Consider the following 17,654-nt stretch of genomic DNA (forward strand, 5'->3'; position numbering starts at 1 on the left):
CCCGCGGACGCCATCCGGGGCGGCGGGGTCCGGCGAAGGCGAGATCGGGAGACCGTCGGCATGGCGCGGGGCGAGGCTGGGGCGCGGACGGCCGGGCGGATCGCCGCCCTGTCGCCCCGCCGTCTCGCCGCCTGGCTCCCCGCATTGCGGCACTGGTTCGTCGCAGGGGTGGCGCTGGAGGCCGAACGGCGGCGGCTGTTCCCCTGGCTCGCGGTGGCCTTCGGCGCCGGCATCCTCGTGTATTTCTCCGCCACCGTCGGCGAGCCCGTGTTGGCGGCGCCCCTGGGATCGGCGGCCCTCCTCGCGGCCCTCGTCCCCGTCTGCGCCGCCCGGCCGGTATTGCGGGCGCTCCTCCTCGGGCTCGTGGCCGCGCTCCTCGGCTTTGCGGCCGGGGCCTGGCGCGTCGCCACGGTGGCGAGCCCGATCCTGGCCCGCACCACGATCGCGCCGCTCACCGGGTTCATCGAATCCCTGGACGAGCGCGAGGAGGGTGCGCGCCTGATCATCCGGGTCGAGAGCTTCGGCAGCCTCGCCGCCGAGGCCCGGCCGACCCGGGTGCGCGCCTCCTACAAGGCATCCCGCCCCCTCAAGCCGGGCGATTTCATCGCCGCCAACGCGCGCCTGCTGCCGCCGCCCGAGGCGGCGCGTCCGGGCGGGTACGACTTCGGCCGCGACGCCTTCTTCCGCGGCCTCGGCGCGGTGGGCTCCCTCGTCGGCAAGATCGAGGTCAAGCCGCCCCCCGGGCCGCTGCCGGTCCGGTTGCGTGCGGCCGCGGCGGTGGACGACGCCCGCAACGCCCTCACCCGGCGGATCACCGATGCCATCGGCGGACAGGCCGGTGCGGTCGCCGCCGCCCTGGTCACGGGCAAACGCGGCCTCATCGACCAGCAGACCAACGACGTGCTGCGGGACGCGGGGATCTATCACGTGGTCTCGATCTCGGGCCTCCACATGGTGCTGGCGGCCGGGGTGGTGTTCTGGCTGGTGCGCGCGATCCTGGCGGCGGTGCCTTTCCTCGCCCTGCGAGCACCGATCAAGAAGATCGCCGCCGCCTTCGCGATGGTCGGTGTCACCGCCTATTGCGTCTTCTCCGGCTGGGACATCGCGGCCGAGCGGGCCTGGATCATGACCCTGGTGATGCTCGGCGCGATCCTGGTCGACCGCCCCGCTTTGAGCATGCGCAACCTGGCGCTGGCGGCCCTGATCGCGCTCGCCCGCGAGCCGGAGGGGCTGCTCGGCCCGAGCTTCCAGATGTCGTTCGGGGCCGTCGCCGGCCTCATCGCCTGCGCCGGATATCTCGACGGGAGCGGCCTGCGCCGCGAGGCCGACGGCCGCGTCGCCCGCGCGATGGCCACCGTCGCCGCGGCGGTCGTCGGAACCCTCGCGACGACCCTGGTGGCGCAGATCGCCACCGCACCCTTCTCCACCTACCACTTCCAGGCGGTGCAGCCGTTCGGCCTCGTCGGCAACGCCCTGACCCTGCCGCTGGTCTCGCTGGCGGTGATGCCCGCGGCGGTGCTCGGGATCCTCGCCTACCCCTTCGCCCTCGACCAGCCGGTGTGGTGGCTGATGGGGCTCGCCGTGCAGGGCATGCTCGCGATCTCCGCCTGGATCAGCGGCTTCGGCCACGCCAGCGTCATGGTGCCCGCCTTCGGAGCCGGTGCCCTGGCCTGTCTGGCCGCCGCCCTGATCGTCCTCGCCCTGCCCGTCTCAAGCCTGCGCTGGCTCGGACTGCTGCCGGCCGCCATCGGGGTCGCCCTGGCGGCGATCCCGATGCGCAACGACATCTACGTCGACCGGGAGGGCGCGGGAGCCGCCGTTCGCGACCGGTCGGGCCGCCTCGCCGCGCTCGGCCGACCGCCGGCCTTCGTCATGGAGCAATGGCTGAAGGCGGATGGCGATTCGCGCCAGGCCACGGACGTCATCGCCGCATCCCCGGCGCGCTGCGACCGGCTCGGCTGCACGATGGAGGCGCAGGACGGCCGCCGCATCGCGCTGCTCAAGGACCGCCGCGGCTTTCGCGAGGACTGCGTCCGGGCGGATATCCTGATCTCGCGTCTCGAAGCGCCCACTGCTTGTGTCGCCGCCGTCATCGTCGACAGACGCTTTTTGCGGGACCACGGCGCCACTGCGATCCGCCTGACGGACGGGGCACCGACACTGACGACCGCGCGTGCGCCCGGCATCACCAAACCCTGGCGACCGTCCACGGTGGCGCCACGCCTGGCACCAACGCCGGACCCGGTGACGGCACCGGAAGCCACCGACGACGAAACGGTACCCGACACCCCTTCGTCGTCGCCGGCGGAGCGGCTTCAGTAGCGCCGCACGAGACTGACCAGGCGACCCTGGATGCGAACGCGGTCGGGGCCGAGCACCCGGGTTTCGTAGGCGGGGTTGGCCGCCTCCAGGGCGATGGACGAACCGCGGCGGCGCAGGCGCTTCAGGGTCGCTTCCTCGTCGTCGATCAGCGCGACGATGATGTCGCCGGTGTTGGCGGTCTCCTGCTTGCGGATGACCACGAGGTCGCCGTCGAGGATACCGGCCTCCACCATCGAGTCACCGCGCACTTCGAGGGCGTAATGCTCGCCGCCCGACAGGAAGTCCGGCGACATCGCGATGGTGTGGCTCTGCTCCTGGATCGCCGAGATCGGTGTTCCCGCAGCGATCCGCCCCATCACCGGCACCATCACCGGCCGCCCCGCCTCGTCGGTGACACGCGCCATCGGCGGCTTGGCCATGGTCGGCCGCGCGACCGGCGCATGGCTCTGTCCCGACTGGTCCCGACCCTTGCCGCCCTCGACCACGCTCGGCGTGAAACGCCGTGCCTCGACCGGTGCGTCCGACCGGACCGGCATGGTGCCGCCGAGGCTCTCGGGCATCCGGATCACCTCGATCGCCCGGGCGCGATTGGGCAGGCGCCGCAGGAAGCCCCGCTCTTCGAGGGCGGTGATGAGACGGTGGATGCCGGATTTCGACTTGAGGTCGAGCGCGTCCTTCATCTCGTCGAAGGAGGGAGGAACACTGCTCTCCTGCATCCTCTGCTGTATGAACTGCAGCAGATCCAATTGCTTGCGCGTCAACATCCGACGACCCACACTCTCGCGACACCAACCGCGACACGACATCGCAGAAACAAATCACGAACAGGCTAGTCGTTCTTTAAGTGTTCTGCAAGGGTTCCGATCCGACCCGTGTCGTGATCGATCCGAAGGAAACGGACGCCGCTCGCCGTCGCGGCGGCGGGCCGGCGGCGCCTACGGGATACGGATCGCGGCGCTGTGAATGGTCGGCGACCTCATGCGAGAAGACGGAGATCTCGACCGGGCTCGGGAAAACCGCCGCAACGCCGGACGGTGCCCGCAGACCCGAACACGGCCGCTCCGGTCGCCGCCGCAGGAAGACTGATCCGTGATGCGCACCGACATGCCGACCCTGATCCGCCTGGAGGACTACCGGCCGAGCGACCACCTCATCGACCGGGTCGACCTCGACGTCGTGCTGCATCCCACCGCGACCCGGGTGGTCTCCCGCCTCAGCCTGCGTCCCAACCCGGCCGGCCGCATCGGCTCACCGTTGGTGCTCGACGGCGAGGACCTCGTCCTCGTCCGCATCGCCCTCGACGGCAGGGTGCTCGACGCGGGATCCTTTTCCGTCGATGCCACCGGCCTGACCATCGCCGATCCGCCCCGGGCGCCCTTCACCCTGGAGATCGAGACCCGGATCGACCCGTCCGCCAATACCCGGCTCATGGGGCTCTACCGGTCGAACGGGGTCTATTGCACCCAATGCGAGGCCGACGGCTTCCGCCGGATCACCTACCTCCTCGACAGGCCGGACGTCCTATCGGTGTACACCACCCGGATCGAGGCGGACCGCGACGAGGCGCCGGTGCTGCTCGGCAACGGCAACTTGGTGGAGGCCGGCGAGGCGGGCCCCGGTCGCCATCATGCCGTCTGGCACGATCCCCACCCGAAGCCCGCCTATCTCTTCGCCCTCGTGGGCGGGCGCCTCGACCGGCTCGATCGGGCCTTCACCACGATGGAGGGCCGCGAGGTCACGCTCGCGGTCTACGTCGAGCCCGGCAAGGCGGAGCGGGCGGCCTACGCCCTCGACGCGGTCGCGCGATCGATGCGGTGGGACGAGGAGGCGTTCGGCCGCGCCTACGATCTCGACGTGTTCAACGTCGTAGCGGTCTCCGACTTCAACATGGGCGCCATGGAGAACAAGGGCCTCAACATCTTCAACGACAAATACGTCCTCGCTAGCCCCGACACCGCCACCGACGCGGACTACGCCAACATCGAAGCGATCATCGCCCACGAATACTTCCACAACTGGTCCGGCAACCGGGTCACCTGCCGCGACTGGTTCCAGCTCTGCCTCAAGGAAGGGCTGACGGTGTTTCGCGACCAGGAATTCTCGTCCGACATGCGCTCGCGGGCCGTCCACCGCATCGGCGAGGTCAAGACCTTGCGAGCCCGCCAGTTTCCCGAGGACGCCGGGCCGCTCGCCCATCCGGTCCGGCCGCAGGCTTACGCCGAGATCAACAACTTCTACACGGCCACCGTCTACGAGAAGGGAGCCGAGATCGTGCGGATGCTGCGCACCCTCATCGGCGCGAAGGCCTTTCGCGCGGGCATGGACCGCTACTTCTCCGACAACGACGGCAGGGCGGCCACCGTCGAGGATTTCCTCGATGCCTTCGCGGCCGTGACGGGACGCGAACTGTCGCCTTTCGCGCGCTGGTACGAGCGGCCGGGCACGCCGCGGGTGACGGTGCAGGAGCACTATGACCCGGCAGCACGTAGCTACCGCCTCGCCTTCACCCAGAGCCTGCCGGGTTCGGAGGGCGAGGCCCTGGTGATTCCGATCCGCCTCGGCCTCGTCGGCGCCGACGGCCCCCTGGCCGGACCGCGCTGCGACAGTGTCGTCGACGGGGTTTTCGTCCTGGAGGCGGCGACCGACAGCCTCACCTTCACGGATGTCGCCGAGGCGCCGGTGCCGTCCCTGCTGCGGGGCTTCTCGGCGCCGGTCAAGCTGGTGCCGCCCCTGACCACGGCGCAGAACCTGACGCTGCTGCGCCACGACGCCGATCCGTTCAATCGCTGGCAGGCCGCACAGGCGATGGCGCTCCACCTCATGGTTGCCGCCAGCCGCGGCGATGCGGCCGAAGCCGATGCGGCGGCCTTCGTGGAGGCCATCGGCGGGTTCCTCGACACGGACGCCCTTGGCGATCCCGCCTTCGCCGCCCTCGTCCTCGGCCTGCCGAGCGAGGGCGACGTCGCCAACGAGATCGGCGCGGTCATCGACCCCGACGCGATCCACGGCGCCCGGCGCGCCCTGCGCGAACGGTTGGGGCGGCATCTCGCGGGGCGTCTCGTCGCACTGCGCACCACCCTCGCCGACCCGCCCGGCACCGCCTTTAGCGCGGAAGCGGCCGCCGCCGGCCGGCGCGCGCTTCGCAATGCCGCCCTCGATCTGATCGCGGCGGGAGATCCGGTGCTCGGCGCCGACCTCGCCGGAGAACAGATCCGGCTCGCCACCACGATGACGGACCGGTTGGGCGGCCTGTCCACCCTCGCCCTGATCCCGGGTGCGGCGCGCGAGGACGCCCTGGCCGCCTTCGAGGATCGCTACCGGGACGATCCCCTCGTCCTCGACAAGTGGTTCGCGATCCAGGCGACCATCCCCGAACCGGAGACCCTCGACCGGATCGCGGCGCTGCAGGGCCATCCGGCCTTCGCGACGACCAATCCCAACCGGGTCCGCGCCCTGATCGGCAGCTTCGGCGTCGCCAACCCGACCCAGTTCAACCGCCCCGACGGCCGCGGCTTCGCCCTCGTCGCGCGCATGGCCCTGACCGTCGATGCCGCCAATCCGCAACTGGCCGCGCGCCTGCTCACCGCCTTCGGATCGTGGCGGATGCTCGAGCCCGAACGGCGGAGCGTTGCAAAAGCGACTCTGGCCGATCTCAATTGCATGCAGTCCCTGTCGCGCGACCTCGGCGATATCCTGGCGCGCAGTCTTTCCGGCCATTCAAGTCACTGAAAACGAACGCCAAACGGCGTTGTGACGCATCCGCCGGATATCTGCGATCGAGGAAAACGAACCATTAAAGCCGTGGACAAATCGGCTGTGGAAATGTCTATTTGAAGCGATTCGAAGCGCGGGCCGACATCGCGCTGGAGACGACCCACCGGGTTTGCGAGGTCTGAGAATGTCGGAGGCGGAAGCCGCTTCCCTCGCCGCTTCTGCGCGCGCGGACACCATCCTGGGCATCCATCGGCCGGACAAGGCCATCCACGCCCGCTTCGTGCGGATGGAGACCTGGTTGCGCTACGCGGTCCCGGCGGTGCTGGCGACCTTTCTCATCAGCATGGCGGCCGTGGCCGTGCTGCACCTCCAGAGCCAGCGCGACGATGCCTTGCGCGTGGCCGAGACCGAGATCGAAGCCTTCGCCCACCTCGCCGCCGCGGGCCTGTCCGACATCGGCAACCCGGGCCTCGCGTTGCAGGCCGACGTGAAGGGCCGCCTGCGCCGCCTCCTTCCGGCCTCTCTCCTCCCGGCCGGCCGCCGGATCCTGGTCGCGGACGACAAGGACCGGATCGTCGCCAGCCATCCCGGCACGAGCGAGGCGCAGGGCACCCTGAGCGCCCATCTCGGCGAGACCCATCCTCTCAGCATGCTCGGCGAGCGGGCCGGCGTGATGACGCTGACCCTGCCCGGCGGCGAGAGCGTGATCGCCTCCCTCAGGAGCCTGCCGGCGGGCCGCGGCCAGGTCGCCGTGCTGCAGCCGGTGGTCGACGTCACCGCCGCCTGGAGCGACCGCATGCGGACGCAGGCGACGCTGCTCGGCGCGGCCGCCCTCGTGATCGTCGGCATCGGCTTCGCCTACGCTCTGCAGACGCGCCGCGCCCATGCCAGCGACCGCATCTGCGAGCAGATCAAGAAACGCCTCGACACCGCCCTCGGGCGCGGCCGCTGCGGCCTGTGGGACTGGGACATCCCGCGCGGCCGCATCTACTGGTCGGACTCGATGTACGCCCTGCTCGGCTACACCCGCGAGCGGGAATTCCTGTCGTTCGGAGACGTCAACGCCCTGGTCCATCCCGACGACGGCGACCTCTACAGCCTCGCCCGCCAGCTCGCGGCGAGCCAGTCCACCGTCGACCACGAGTTCAGGGTGCGCGGCGCCAACGGGACCTGGATCTGGCTGCGCACGCGCGCCGAGATCGTCCCCGACACGGCCGACGGCGGGCGCCACCTCGTGGGTATCGCCGTCGACGTCAGCGAGCAGCGCCAGCTGGCGGAATCCAACGCCACCGCCGACATGCGCCTGCGCGACGCGGTCGAGGCGATCTCCGAGGCCTTCGTCCTGTGGGACACCGGCAACAAGCTGGTCCTGTGCAACTCGAAGTTTCGCGACCTCCATGCCCTCAGCCTCGAGGACGCCACCCCCGGCCGGCGCTACCACGAGATCATGGGCCAGGTCGCGCTGCCGCCGGTACGGCGGGAACTGCGGGACATCGAATCGGCCGGCGCCACCGCACGGACCTTCGAGGCCGAGCTCACCGACGGTCGCTGGCTCCAGATCAGCGAGCGGCGGACCAAGGACGGCGGCTATGTCTCGGTGGGCACCGACATCACCACCCTCAAGCTGCACCAGGAGCAGCTCGTGGCATCCGAGCGCGAGCTGATGGCGACGGTGCGCGACCTCAAGCGGTCGCGCCGGACCCTGGAGCTCCAGACCCAGCAACTCGCCGACCTCGCCGAACGCTACCTCGACCAGAAGGCCCAGGCCGAGGGGGCCAACCAGGCCAAGTCCGAGTTCCTGGCCAACATGAGCCACGAGCTGCGCACGCCGCTCAACGCGATCATCGGCTTCGCCGAGCTGATGGAGAGCGAGATCTACGGCAAGCTCGGTTCGCCGCGGTATGCCGAATACTGCCGCGACATCCGCTCGAGCGGCGACTACCTGCTGTCGGTCATCGACGACATCCTCAACATGTCGCGTATCGAATCGCACCGCGTGAAGCTGGCGGTGCGCGATGTCGCGGTGGTCGCGGCCGTGAACGGCGCCGTGAAGCTGGTGACGGAGGCCGCCAAGGCGAAGTCCCTCGCCCTCGACATCTGCGTCAGGCCCAACCTCGCCGTCTTGGCCGACGAACGGGCCCTGCAGCAGATCCTCGTGAACCTGATCCAGAACGCGGTGAAGTTCACGCCCAGCAACGGGCGCGTCGTCGTCAAGGCCAAGCCCGCGGGCGACTGCATCAACATCTTCATCTCCGATACCGGCATCGGCATTCCGAAGGCCGCGCTCTCGAAGCTCGGCGTGCCGTTCCAGCAGGTCGAGGCGAACCTCACGCGCTGCTACAAGGGCTCCGGCCTCGGGCTGGCCATCGCACGCTCCATGGTCGAGTTGCACGGCGGCCGCCTCCGCATCCGCTCCGAGGAGGGCATGGGGACCACCGTGCTGGTGCGCATGCCCGCACCGACGCCGGCCCGCCTGCGCGAACTTACCTACGAGGCGTCGACCGAGACCGTGGCGTCCCTGCGCAAGGCCGCAGGCGCCAGCCCACGCCCCTACGAGCGCACCGGCGCCACCGGCATGTGACGGGCCGCCCGAAAGGCGGCCGGCGAAGAAGGGCGGTGGGTCACGCTGCCATCCGCAGCCGCCAGCGAGGCCGGCCTTCGCCCATGCACCGCCCGGGTCGGATTCGGTCGCCTTCCGCCCACACGAGAACGACAATTGCAGGAGCGGCAACGCAGGCGTCCGCCTGCGCGACCGTCCCTGACAGGGCTGTCGCCCTTCCGCTCCCGAGCCCCGAGTGACGATGAATCGCGCCGTGCCCTCTCTCGACGACGTGGTCAGGGACATCGCCGACGAGTTGCGCGACCGGTCCGACCGGGGCGAGGTCGCGACCTACATTCCAGAACTCGCGCGCGTTGATCCGCGCGCCTTCGGGATGGTGGTGATCGATGCCGACGGTTATGTGGCGGCCGGTGGCGACAGCGACACGCCGTTCTCGATCCAGAGCATCTCGAAGGTGTTCACCCTGACCCTGGCGCTGGGCATGGTGGGGGATCGCCTGTGGCGCCGGGTCGGGCGCGAGCCCTCCGGCAGCCCGTTCAACTCCATCGTCCAGCTGGAGCGGGAGCGCGGCATTCCGCGCAATCCCTTTATCAATGCCGGCGCCATCGCGGTCACCGACGTGATCCTGTCCGGGCATCAGCCGCGCGAGGCGCTGGGCGAGATCCTGCGGTTCATGCAGTTCCTGGCGCAGGACCCGACCATTACCATCGACGAAGCGGTGGCAGCCTCGGAGCTGCGGACCGGTTTCCGCAACATGGCGCTGGCCTACTACATGAAATCGTTCGGCGTGGTCGACAATCCCGTCGACTTCACCCTGGGCGTCTACTTTCATCATTGCGCCATCGCGATGTCGTGCCGCCAACTCGCGATGGCCGGCCGTTTCCTGGCACACTCCGGGCGCAACCCCTCCACGGGGTTCTCCGTGGTCCAGCCGGAGCGGGCACGGCGGATCAACGCTGTGATGATGACCTGCGGCCACTACGACGGATCGGGCGAGTTCGCCTACCGGGTCGGCCTCCCCGGCAAGAGCGGGGTCGGCGGCGGCATCCTGGCAGTCGCGCCGGGCAAGGCCTCGATCGCGGTCTGGTCGCCGGGCCTCGACGCCGCCGGCAATTCCCATCTCGGGCGGATCGCGCTGGAGATGCTGACGAAGCGTCTCGGATGGTCGATCTTCGCCGGCTGACCCCGGCGCCGCGGCTTGGCGCGTCCCTCGACGCTACCCGCCTGATCGATCGTGTCCTGACGACCGGCAATGCCTCATGCGCAGCGAAGACGAGCCGATCGACCGGCTACCCGACAGGAACGTGGCAAAATGCCCGATTATGAGGCGTTTCGCCTGGGAAAATGCTCAATCCCAGGGCAGGTCCTTACCAGGTGGACGCCCTCGAGGCATGTCAAACGGAATGGTCCCGGTGGTTTCGTAACGCGGTAGCCCATCGATCGCGAAGCTCATCGACAGACCGACGATGCCACCGCGCCGGTTCGACCCCGACGATCCCGTCGTCCGACGATCCAAGCCCTGGCCATTCAGTAAAGGGTGGTCCTGCCGACCGGCAGTCCACCCTTAAGTCGTGCGTGGCACGGCCCCGCACCCGGCCCCCGGCGAGCCATATCGCCAGGGGGGATGCTCTTCGCGGTCAGGCCGCCGCGGACACCGAGGCCTCCGCTCCGGTCGGGACCGAGGCGATGGTCTTCAGGATCTGCGAGGCGATCTGGTAGGGGTCCCCCTGGCTGTTGGGCCGGCGGTCTTCCAAGTAGCCCTTGTACTCGTTGTTGACGAAGCTGTGGGGCACGCGGATCGACGCGCCGCGGTCGGCCACACCGTAGCTGAACTTGTTCCACGGCGCCGTCTCGTGCTTGCCGGTCAGACGCAGGTGGTTGTCCGGCCCGTACACGGCGATATGGTCGTCGAGGTTCTTGTCGAAGGCCGCCATCAGCGCCTCGAAATAGGCCTTGCCGCCGGTCTCGCGCAGGTAGGCCGTCGAGAAATTGGCGTGCATGCCCGAGCCGTTCCAATCGGTGTCACCGAGCGGCTTGCAGTGGTACTCGATGTCGATCTCGTATTTCTCGCAGAGGCGCTGCAGCAGGTAACGGGCGACCCACATTTCGTCGGCGGCCTTCTTGGAGCCCTTGCCGAAGATCTGGAACTCCCACTGGCCCTTGGCCACCTCGGCGTTGATGCCCTCGTGGTTGATGCCGGCATCCAGGCAGAGGTCGAGATGTTCCTCGACGATCTTGCGGGCGATCGGGCCAGCCTCCTTGTAGCCGACGCCGCAATAATAGGGGCCCTGCGGTGCCGGGTAGCCGGACGTCGGGAAGCCGAGCGGACGGCCGTCCTTGTAGAAGAAATACTCCTGCTCGAACCCGAACCAAGCACTCTCGTCGTCGAGGATGGTGGCGCGCTTGTTCGAAGGATGCGGGGTCTTGCCGTCCGGCATCATGACTTCGCACATCACGAGCACGCCGTTCTTGCGGGTGCTGTCGGGGAAATGGCGGACGGGCTTCAGCATGCAGTCCGAACTGCCGCCCTCGGCCTGCATGGTCGAGCTGCCGTCGAAGCCCCAGAGCGGGAGCTGCTCGAGGGTCGGGAAGCTATCGAAATCTTTGATCTGCGTCTTGCCGCGGAGGTTTGGCACCGGAGTGTATCCATCGAGCCATATATACTCCAGTTTATATTTGGTCATTTCGAATCTCTCGTGCGTTAGCGATGCGAAGCTTGATGCAAACTCTGCGGCGCACGTCACTCCCGACGCCGACACGCGACGGAGCATTTGTTGTGCCAAACGCCGTCACATTCGCTGCCCTTCTTCGGCTGGGGTCTTTCCCACCGGGCCAGACGCGGTCGCTCACCTGAGGTGACGGCAACGACCCGGGCCGCATCCTCCCCGAACCGGCAGCCCGATGCGTCCCGGTCGAACCCCGACCCTGCGCATCGACGAGCAGGTTCGAAACCGCAGCTGCATGAAATCGCGACGCACCAGTACGCCTCGCCGCGGACAAGGCTGGACAGGACGATCATCACTCCTTATACGCCCGCTTCAGGTCGAGCCGCCGAGCGGTTTCGCCTCTGCCCAGGTAGCTCAGTTGGTAGAGCATGCGACTGAAAATCGCAGTGTCGGCGGTTCAATTCCGTCCCTGGGCACCATCGCTCTCCTCAGTATTGAGCGGCCACGACGAATTACAAAACCGGTGACTGGGACCTCCCGGCTTGTACACGCGGGTGGTACGACTGCGTTGATGACGACGCGTTCCTGGAAGCATCGCTAGGCTGCCCGCCACGACCTGCGCCTTGCCGTGCCTCTCGACCTGCGCGCGCTCGTGGGCAGGCGCGAGGAAGAGGTCAGCCTCGGCACCCGAGATCGCATCGAAGCGAAGCGCCTGCACGCCGTCGCCCTCACGGAGCAGGAGAAACGCCAGGCGGCGTAGAGGGTCGGACCACGCCGCCGGAGCGATCGTGAGGCTCACGAACGCGTTGCCCCTTTCGACGAACGCTGGATCGGTCTCAATCGAGCCGAGCCGGCAGACCTTCCGGCGCTGGGATCAGCTGGTTTCTGGTGACGGTCAGGGGGCTGGGCTCGGATCACCGGTCCGGCCGCGTCTCCGGCTCGTAGACGACGGGCGAGCGGTATCCGAGCGCCGTGTGCCGGCGCAGCGGATCGTAGAAGCCTTCGCTGTCGCCGAAGCGGGCCCTCCATGCCTCGGCCTGCGAGCGGCAGCGACGGCGGGCGGGCAACTCGCAATCGAGGGTCGAGACCGGAACGGCCGCGAAGCGAACACGCTCTCGGCCATGGCGGTATCGTAGGCGTCGCCGACAGGACCCATCGTGGGGCGCCCGCCCGCCTCCTGGCAGCGCCTGCCGAAGGCCAGTGACGTATGCCGAGGCCCCCGGCCGAGTGATCGAAACCCATCAGGACGCAGGTGATTGGCCATCGCCCAACCGACAATCCGGCGGCTGAAGGCGTCGGGCACGACGGTGAGGGAGAGGCAAGCCGGCAGCCATGGGAACGTCGGTGACGTCGGCCACCCGGAGCCGGTTCGGGGCGATCGCCACACAATACGGTCGACGAGGTCGGAAGCCGGAGGCGTCGCGGCCGGCGCGGACCGGATCGACCCTCTGCGGCCGGGTATGCGGGACCGGCCTCGGGCATCGGACGAACACCTCGCTCGAAGGCATGATCGATCGCCATCAAACGGCGGGACAATCCCAATCCCATGGTGTCCGTCGTATCGCCACCCGCTCCGGCCGCTCGGCCGCACACGATATCGCCGCCGTCGGCCTCGCCGAGACTGCCAGCGGTGGGTTTGAATCTGGCCGATCATATTGAGCGACGACACCCTGGATCCGTACCACCGCGTGCGGGCGGATCATCCCGTTGGACAAAGGGGTAGCTTTTCGGAAGGAAGCCTCTCTCGATGCTGTCTCGGGTTCTGATAAAAACAAGGCTTTAAGCAAACGTTAGTCGTTATGCGTAATGAAGCTGTCCTGCTCTCTTGGTACAGGGGCAGTCGAGCGGGGGCAGGCAGTGCGGGCACTAGCGACAGGCGCTCCCGCGCGTGAACGACCTCGCCTGTGGGCTATGGCGACCACCTGCGGGCTGGTGATGGCCTGCGGCCTGATCCCTGCCGCCCTCGCGCTGGCCCCACGACCCGGCGAGCCGGTCGTGGCGCTCACACTTTTCCCCGATGCTCCGATGCCCCACGCGGTAGCCGCATCGGGTGCGCGTCTCCTGTGGCTGTTGCCCGGCGGCCACGTGGCCGTGCTCGCCGGCGACACGCCGGATTTGGCGGCCAACCTGCGTCGGTCCGGCACCCTTCTTGTACTCGCCGCCGGTCCGCTCGGCGCTTGCCTGCCGGGCACCCGGCCAACCCCTATGCTCACAGGCCCTTCCCAGCCATGAACGGCGACAGTCTCAACCGTCTACGCCAAGCCTTCACGCCCATCATGCTCGGCGTCCTCGCCGCTCTGTGGCTTGTCGTCATGGCCCTCGCTTGGTCCCTCGGCACGGCGATCGTGGCGCCCACGGTCCTGGGCGGCCTCCTCGTCGCCGGATCGGCCGCCTGCGCGCGGAGCCTCGGCCCGGCATTGGCCACACGCCATCTCACCTCGGCCGCACTCATGGCGATGGTCGGTCTGCTGGTGCTGACGACGGCGGACACGCCCTGGCAGATCGACACGCACATGGTCTTCTTCGCCGCCCTCGCGATCGTTGCAGGGTGGGGCTGCTGGGCCTCCATCCTCGTCGCTGCGGCGGTCGTGGCCGTCCATCACCTCGCCTTGAACGTGGCCTACCCGGCGGCGGTGTTCCCGAACGGGGCGGACTATCTGCGGGTGCTGCTCCACGCCGTCGTCGTCATCGCTGAGGCCGGCGCCCTGGTCCTGGCGGCGCGGCAGCTTTCCCGGGCGCTCGATGCGGCGGACGCCGCGACGTTACAGGCCTCCGAGAGCGCTGCCGCTCAAAGCCGGTTCGAGCAGGCCGCCCTCCGCGAGCACGCGCTGCAGGCGAGCCAAGGACGTCAGCTCGGCGACCTGGTCGCAGGTTTCCGCGCTACGCTGTCGGACATCGGACGTCAGGTCGAGCGCGAGACCTCCGGTATGCGCAACACCGCCGTCGCTCTGAGCGACGTCGCCGCACGGTCGAGCGAACAGGCCAGCCAATCCGCATCGATCGCCTCGACCACCGCGCAGAACGTGCTCTCCGTCTCGGCCGGGGCCTAGGAGCTAAGCGCCTCCATCTCCGATATCGCCGGACAGACGGACCGGACGCGACAGTTCATCGCGCGCATGACAGAGATGGCTCGGACCACCAGCGGCGAGGTGGGTCAACTCGCCGAGGTGGCGGGACAGATCGGCGCGGTGACGGACCTGATCAAGTCGGTTGCGGACCAGACCAATCTCCTGGCTCTGAACGCGACCATCGAGGCAGCCCGCGCCGGCGCCGCCGGCAAGGGCTTCGCGGTGGTGGCGACCGAGGTCAAGGCGCTCGCGGCCCAGACCATGAGGGCGGCCGACGAGATCTTCGGCCAAGTCGGTGCCATCCAGGCGTCGAGTGCTCGCACGGTCTCCGCCGTCGAGGCGTTCGCGAAGGCCACCCACGAGGTGCATGTGTTGACGAACGCCATTGCCGACTCGGTCGACCAGCAGCAAGCCGCGACGCAGGAAATCTCCCGCACGGTGGCACAGGTGGCACGGGGCAGTTCCGAAGTGCATGCGGGTGCGGCGAACGTTCAACGCGCCACGCAGGAGACCCGGCACCATGCCGACACGGCGCTCGCCGCTTCCGAGACGCTGAAGGCGGTCGCGGCGGATCTCGCGCGCTCGGTCGGAAGTTTCATGACCACGGTGACGGGCGATCTCGACGAACGCCGCAGCGCCGCGCTCTGACGCGTGTGCGCTCGGCCTGCGATCGACGACGCGGTTCTGCGTGGGGCGTGCTGGTGTCCGGGCTCCCGGCCCCAACCTGTGGTCGACGGACTCCTGAAAGATCGGAAGCGCGTCTCCGCACACCGAGTCCACGGGGGGCGAGACCCGAGCCGGCCGTCGTGGGAGTGGGGCCGGTACCCGGCGCAGGCGAGGGAAAAGGGTGTGCGCCTGCGGCGCCTGGGACTGGTCGCCTCCGGCTGGCGTAGGTTCCTTCGAGACCGCGTCAGGATCGCGCGACCGCCGACGCCGCTGCGGCTCGCAAGCCGGTCCGCCCACGCTCGGGCGCGTCGCCGGCGACGCCTTGACCCGCCACCGGGTCCGGCATCACCGTTGCCCCGACCGTTTCGTTGGTGACGTGGCCTGTGCGGCGAGGCGAGGCCGGCCGGGGAATTGACCCCACGACGGTCATCACGCCATCAGGCGTCATGACGACACGTCCCTGGCATGCGACCGTTCTCACCCTCTATCCGGAGATGTTTCCCGGACCCCTCGGGCTGTCCCTCTCGGGGGAGGCGCTGGCGCGGGGGATCTGGGCGTTGGAGGCTCGCCAGATCCGCGAGCACGGCCTCGGCCGCCATCGGGCGGTCGACGATACGCCCGCGGGGGGCGGCGCCGGGATGGTGCTGCGCTGCGACGTGCTGGGCGCGGCCATCGACAGTGTGGCCGCGGATACGCGCCCGCGGCTGCTGATGAGCCCACGGGGCCGGCCGCTGACGCAGGCGCGGGTTCGGGCCTTGAGCGAAGGCGCCGGCGCGGTCATCGTCTGTGGCCGGTTCGAAGGGGTCGACGAGCGGGTGATCGAAGGGCGCGGACTCGAGGAGGTCTCGATCGGCGACTACGTGCTCTCGGGCGGCGAGATCGCCGCCTTGGTGCTGCTCGATGCCTGCGTTCGCCTGCTGCCGGGCGTCATGGGCAAGGTCGCGTCGGGGGTGGAGGAGAGCTTCGAGTCGGGGCGGCTCGAATATCCGCATTACACCCGGCCGCGCGAGTGGGAAGGCCGGACCATCCCGGACATCCTCTTGGGCGGAAATCACGCCGCCATCGCCGAGTGGCGATCGCAGAACGCCTTGCGGATCACTCGGGAGCGACGCCCGGACCTCTTGGCCGGAGACCGGGTCGCGACAGCGTTCGGTGCCGGCGGGCGTTTCCCGGAGGATAACCGGGGTCAAAACGACGCGTGATACGGCTCCCGCCTGGATCGAGCGAGAGCCGTATCACTGGGCCCGCGCGGCACCTGAGCGAAGGCAAAATCCGCATCGCGGAGCAATCGAACGGAGTTTGTCTGACGTCCATCGACGGTCGATCCGACAAGACGGGAGCGAGGTCCCGTCTCGTCGGATCGGGTCGACTCAGGCGGCGGTGCGGTTGCGCGCCTCGCGCTTGGTGTCGACGCCCGAGGCTTTGATCTCGGAGAGTTTCTCGGCGACGTTGCGGGAGAACACGAACTCGGCCGGGCGCTGGTTCTCGAGGCTGACCTCGGGAGCCATCGCACCCTCGGTCTTGATGCCACGGATCGCGTGGATCAGCGGCTTCCACGGCTTCTTCACCGAATCGACCACGGAGGAGGCCTCGTAGCCCGAATGGACCATGCAGTCGGCGCACTTCTCGTAGTTGCCGGTGCCGTAGGAATCCCAGTCGGTCTCCTCCATCAGCTCCTTGAAGGTGGCCGCGTAGCCTTCGCCGAGCAGGTAGCAGGGCTTCTGCCAGCCGAAAACGGTGCGGGTCGGGTTGCCCCAGGGCGTGCAATGGTAGGTCTGGTTGCCGGCCAGGAAGTCGAGGAACAGGCCCGACTGCTGGAAGGTCCACTTCTCGCGGCCCTTCTCCTTGCCGTGGCGGAAGACGCCGCGGAAGAGGTCCTTGGTCGCCTTGCGGTTGAGGAAGTGCTGCTGGTCGGGGGCCCGCTCGTAGGCGTAGCCGGGCGAGACGGTGATGCCGTCGATGCCCATCTTCGTCACGCTGTCGAAGAAGTCGGCGATCTTGTCGGGCGACGAGTTGTTGAAGAAGGTGCAGTTGATGGTGACGCGGAAGCCCATCTCCTTCGCCTTGGCGATGGCGGCCACGGCCTTGTCGTAGACGCCGCGCTGGCACACGGAGCCGTCGTGCATTTCCTTGTCGCCGTCGAGGTGGATCGACCAGGTGAAGTACGGGCTCGGCTTGTACTCCTTGATCTTCTTCTCGAGCAGCAGCGCGTTGGTGCAGACGATCGCGAACTTCTTCTGCGCGATGATGCCCTCGACGATCTGCGGCAGATCCTTGTGCAGCAGCGGCTCGCCGCCGGCGATCACCACCACGGGAGCGCCGCACTCGCGCACGGATTCGAGCGCGTCGGCGACGGGCAGGCGCTTGTTCAGGATCTCGTCCGGATAGTCGATCTTCCCGCAGCCGGCGCAGGCGAGATTGCAGCGAAACAGCGGCTCCATCATCATCACGAGCGGATAGCGCTTGCGACCGGTGAGGTGCTGCTTGAGGATGTAGCCGCCAATCTTCGCGACGTACCGAAGGGGAATGCCCAAGGCGCGGCTCCTTTGCTGTTCTGGCCCCGTTTTTCAACGGGCTGCTTAGCGTGAAAAATTGTCGATTTCCAGCGGACTAGGCCGGAACCGGTCGGGGACACGAGCCGGCAGTGTGTTGTTTTCG

At 68.7% G+C, this 17,654-nt stretch carries 12 protein-coding genes and 1 tRNA gene; 9 read left to right on the top strand and 4 right to left on the bottom strand.

Annotation, left to right across the window (positions count from 1 at the left end):
• Window positions 1-60 precede the first annotated feature (60 nt).
• Window positions 61-2,322: a ComEC/Rec2 family competence protein gene (locus ASF39_RS11690; RefSeq protein ID WP_056284056.1), complete on the top strand. Its 2,262-nt coding sequence runs from the start codon at window positions 61-63 to the stop codon at window positions 2,320-2,322.
• Here ASF39_RS11690 and lexA read toward each other — a convergent pair.
• The gene (gene lexA / locus ASF39_RS11695) at window positions 2,316-3,086 is read right to left on the bottom strand and encodes a transcriptional repressor LexA (RefSeq protein WP_055885593.1); all 771 of its coding nucleotides are present in this window, start codon (window positions 3,084-3,086) and stop codon (window positions 2,316-2,318) included. The genes ASF39_RS11690 and lexA overlap by 7 nt on opposite strands.
• Before the next feature lie 328 nt (window positions 3,087-3,414).
• Here lexA and pepN point away from each other — a divergent pair, with 328 nt between their 5' ends.
• The 3 genes from pepN (at window position 3,415) to ASF39_RS11710 (ending at window position 9,779) form a co-directional block, all read left to right on the top strand.
• Complete coding sequence (gene pepN, locus ASF39_RS11700) at window positions 3,415-6,051, top strand: aminopeptidase N (RefSeq protein ID WP_056284058.1); 2,637 nt, start codon at window positions 3,415-3,417, stop codon at window positions 6,049-6,051.
• A 169-nt stretch (window positions 6,052-6,220) separates the two neighbouring features.
• Window positions 6,221-8,617: a PAS domain-containing sensor histidine kinase gene (locus tag ASF39_RS11705; protein WP_056284060.1), complete on the top strand. Its 2,397-nt coding sequence runs from the start codon at window positions 6,221-6,223 to the stop codon at window positions 8,615-8,617.
• A 220-nt stretch (window positions 8,618-8,837) separates the two neighbouring features.
• A complete protein-coding gene (locus ASF39_RS11710) occupies window positions 8,838-9,779 on the top strand; it encodes a glutaminase (RefSeq protein ID WP_082494525.1) in 942 nt (313 codons plus the stop codon).
• Window positions 9,780-10,233: 454 nt separating this feature from the next.
• On the opposite strand, the gene ASF39_RS11715 is transcribed toward ASF39_RS11710, so the two are convergent.
• The gene (locus ASF39_RS11715; protein WP_056284062.1) at window positions 10,234-11,280 is read right to left on the bottom strand and encodes a glutamine synthetase beta-grasp domain-containing protein; all 1,047 of its coding nucleotides are present in this window, start codon (window positions 11,278-11,280) and stop codon (window positions 10,234-10,236) included.
• Between the two features lie 385 nt (window positions 11,281-11,665).
• Here ASF39_RS11715 and ASF39_RS11720 point away from each other — a divergent pair.
• Together ASF39_RS11720 and ASF39_RS22555 are read left to right on the top strand one after the other, a co-directional pair.
• Window positions 11,666-11,741, top strand: a tRNA-Phe gene (locus tag ASF39_RS11720).
• A gap of 149 nt (window positions 11,742-11,890) precedes the next feature.
• The gene (locus ASF39_RS22555) at window positions 11,891-12,022 is read left to right on the top strand and encodes a DUF6538 domain-containing protein (RefSeq protein ID WP_274533830.1); all 132 of its coding nucleotides are present in this window, start codon (window positions 11,891-11,893) and stop codon (window positions 12,020-12,022) included.
• Between the two features lie 154 nt (window positions 12,023-12,176).
• Here the strand turns inward: ASF39_RS22555 and ASF39_RS21305 are convergent, their stop codons facing one another.
• Window positions 12,177-12,329 carry a hypothetical protein gene (locus ASF39_RS21305; protein ID WP_156648471.1) on the bottom strand — a complete coding sequence of 51 codons (153 nt, stop codon included), beginning with the start codon at window positions 12,327-12,329 and terminating at the stop codon, window positions 12,177-12,179.
• A 1,161-nt stretch (window positions 12,330-13,490) separates the two neighbouring features.
• On the opposite strand from ASF39_RS21305, the gene ASF39_RS21310 reads away from it, so the two are divergent.
• From ASF39_RS21310 to trmD, 3 genes are all read left to right on the top strand, one after another.
• On the top strand, window positions 13,491-14,312 hold the full coding sequence (locus ASF39_RS21310; RefSeq protein ID WP_056284065.1) for a hypothetical protein: 822 nt from the start codon (window positions 13,491-13,493) through the stop codon (window positions 14,310-14,312).
• A 66-nt stretch (window positions 14,313-14,378) separates the two neighbouring features.
• Window positions 14,379-14,978 (top strand): methyl-accepting chemotaxis protein, encoded by a 600-nt coding sequence (locus ASF39_RS21315; RefSeq protein ID WP_156648472.1) that lies wholly within the window; start codon window positions 14,379-14,381, stop codon window positions 14,976-14,978.
• A gap of 464 nt (window positions 14,979-15,442) precedes the next feature.
• Window positions 15,443-16,198 (top strand): tRNA (guanosine(37)-N1)-methyltransferase TrmD, encoded by a 756-nt coding sequence (trmD, locus tag ASF39_RS11735; protein ID WP_056284071.1) that lies wholly within the window; start codon window positions 15,443-15,445, stop codon window positions 16,196-16,198.
• A gap of 168 nt (window positions 16,199-16,366) precedes the next feature.
• On the opposite strand, the gene hpnH is transcribed toward trmD, so the two are convergent.
• Window positions 16,367-17,530, bottom strand: a complete 1,164-nt coding sequence (hpnH, locus tag ASF39_RS11740; RefSeq protein WP_055885609.1) for an adenosyl-hopene transferase HpnH — start codon at window positions 17,528-17,530, stop codon at window positions 16,367-16,369.
• Window positions 17,531-17,654 lie beyond the last annotated feature (124 nt).

The sequence above is a fragment of the Methylobacterium sp. Leaf108 genome (genome assembly GCF_001423265.1).
GTDB lineage: Bacteria > Pseudomonadota > Alphaproteobacteria > Rhizobiales > Beijerinckiaceae > Methylobacterium.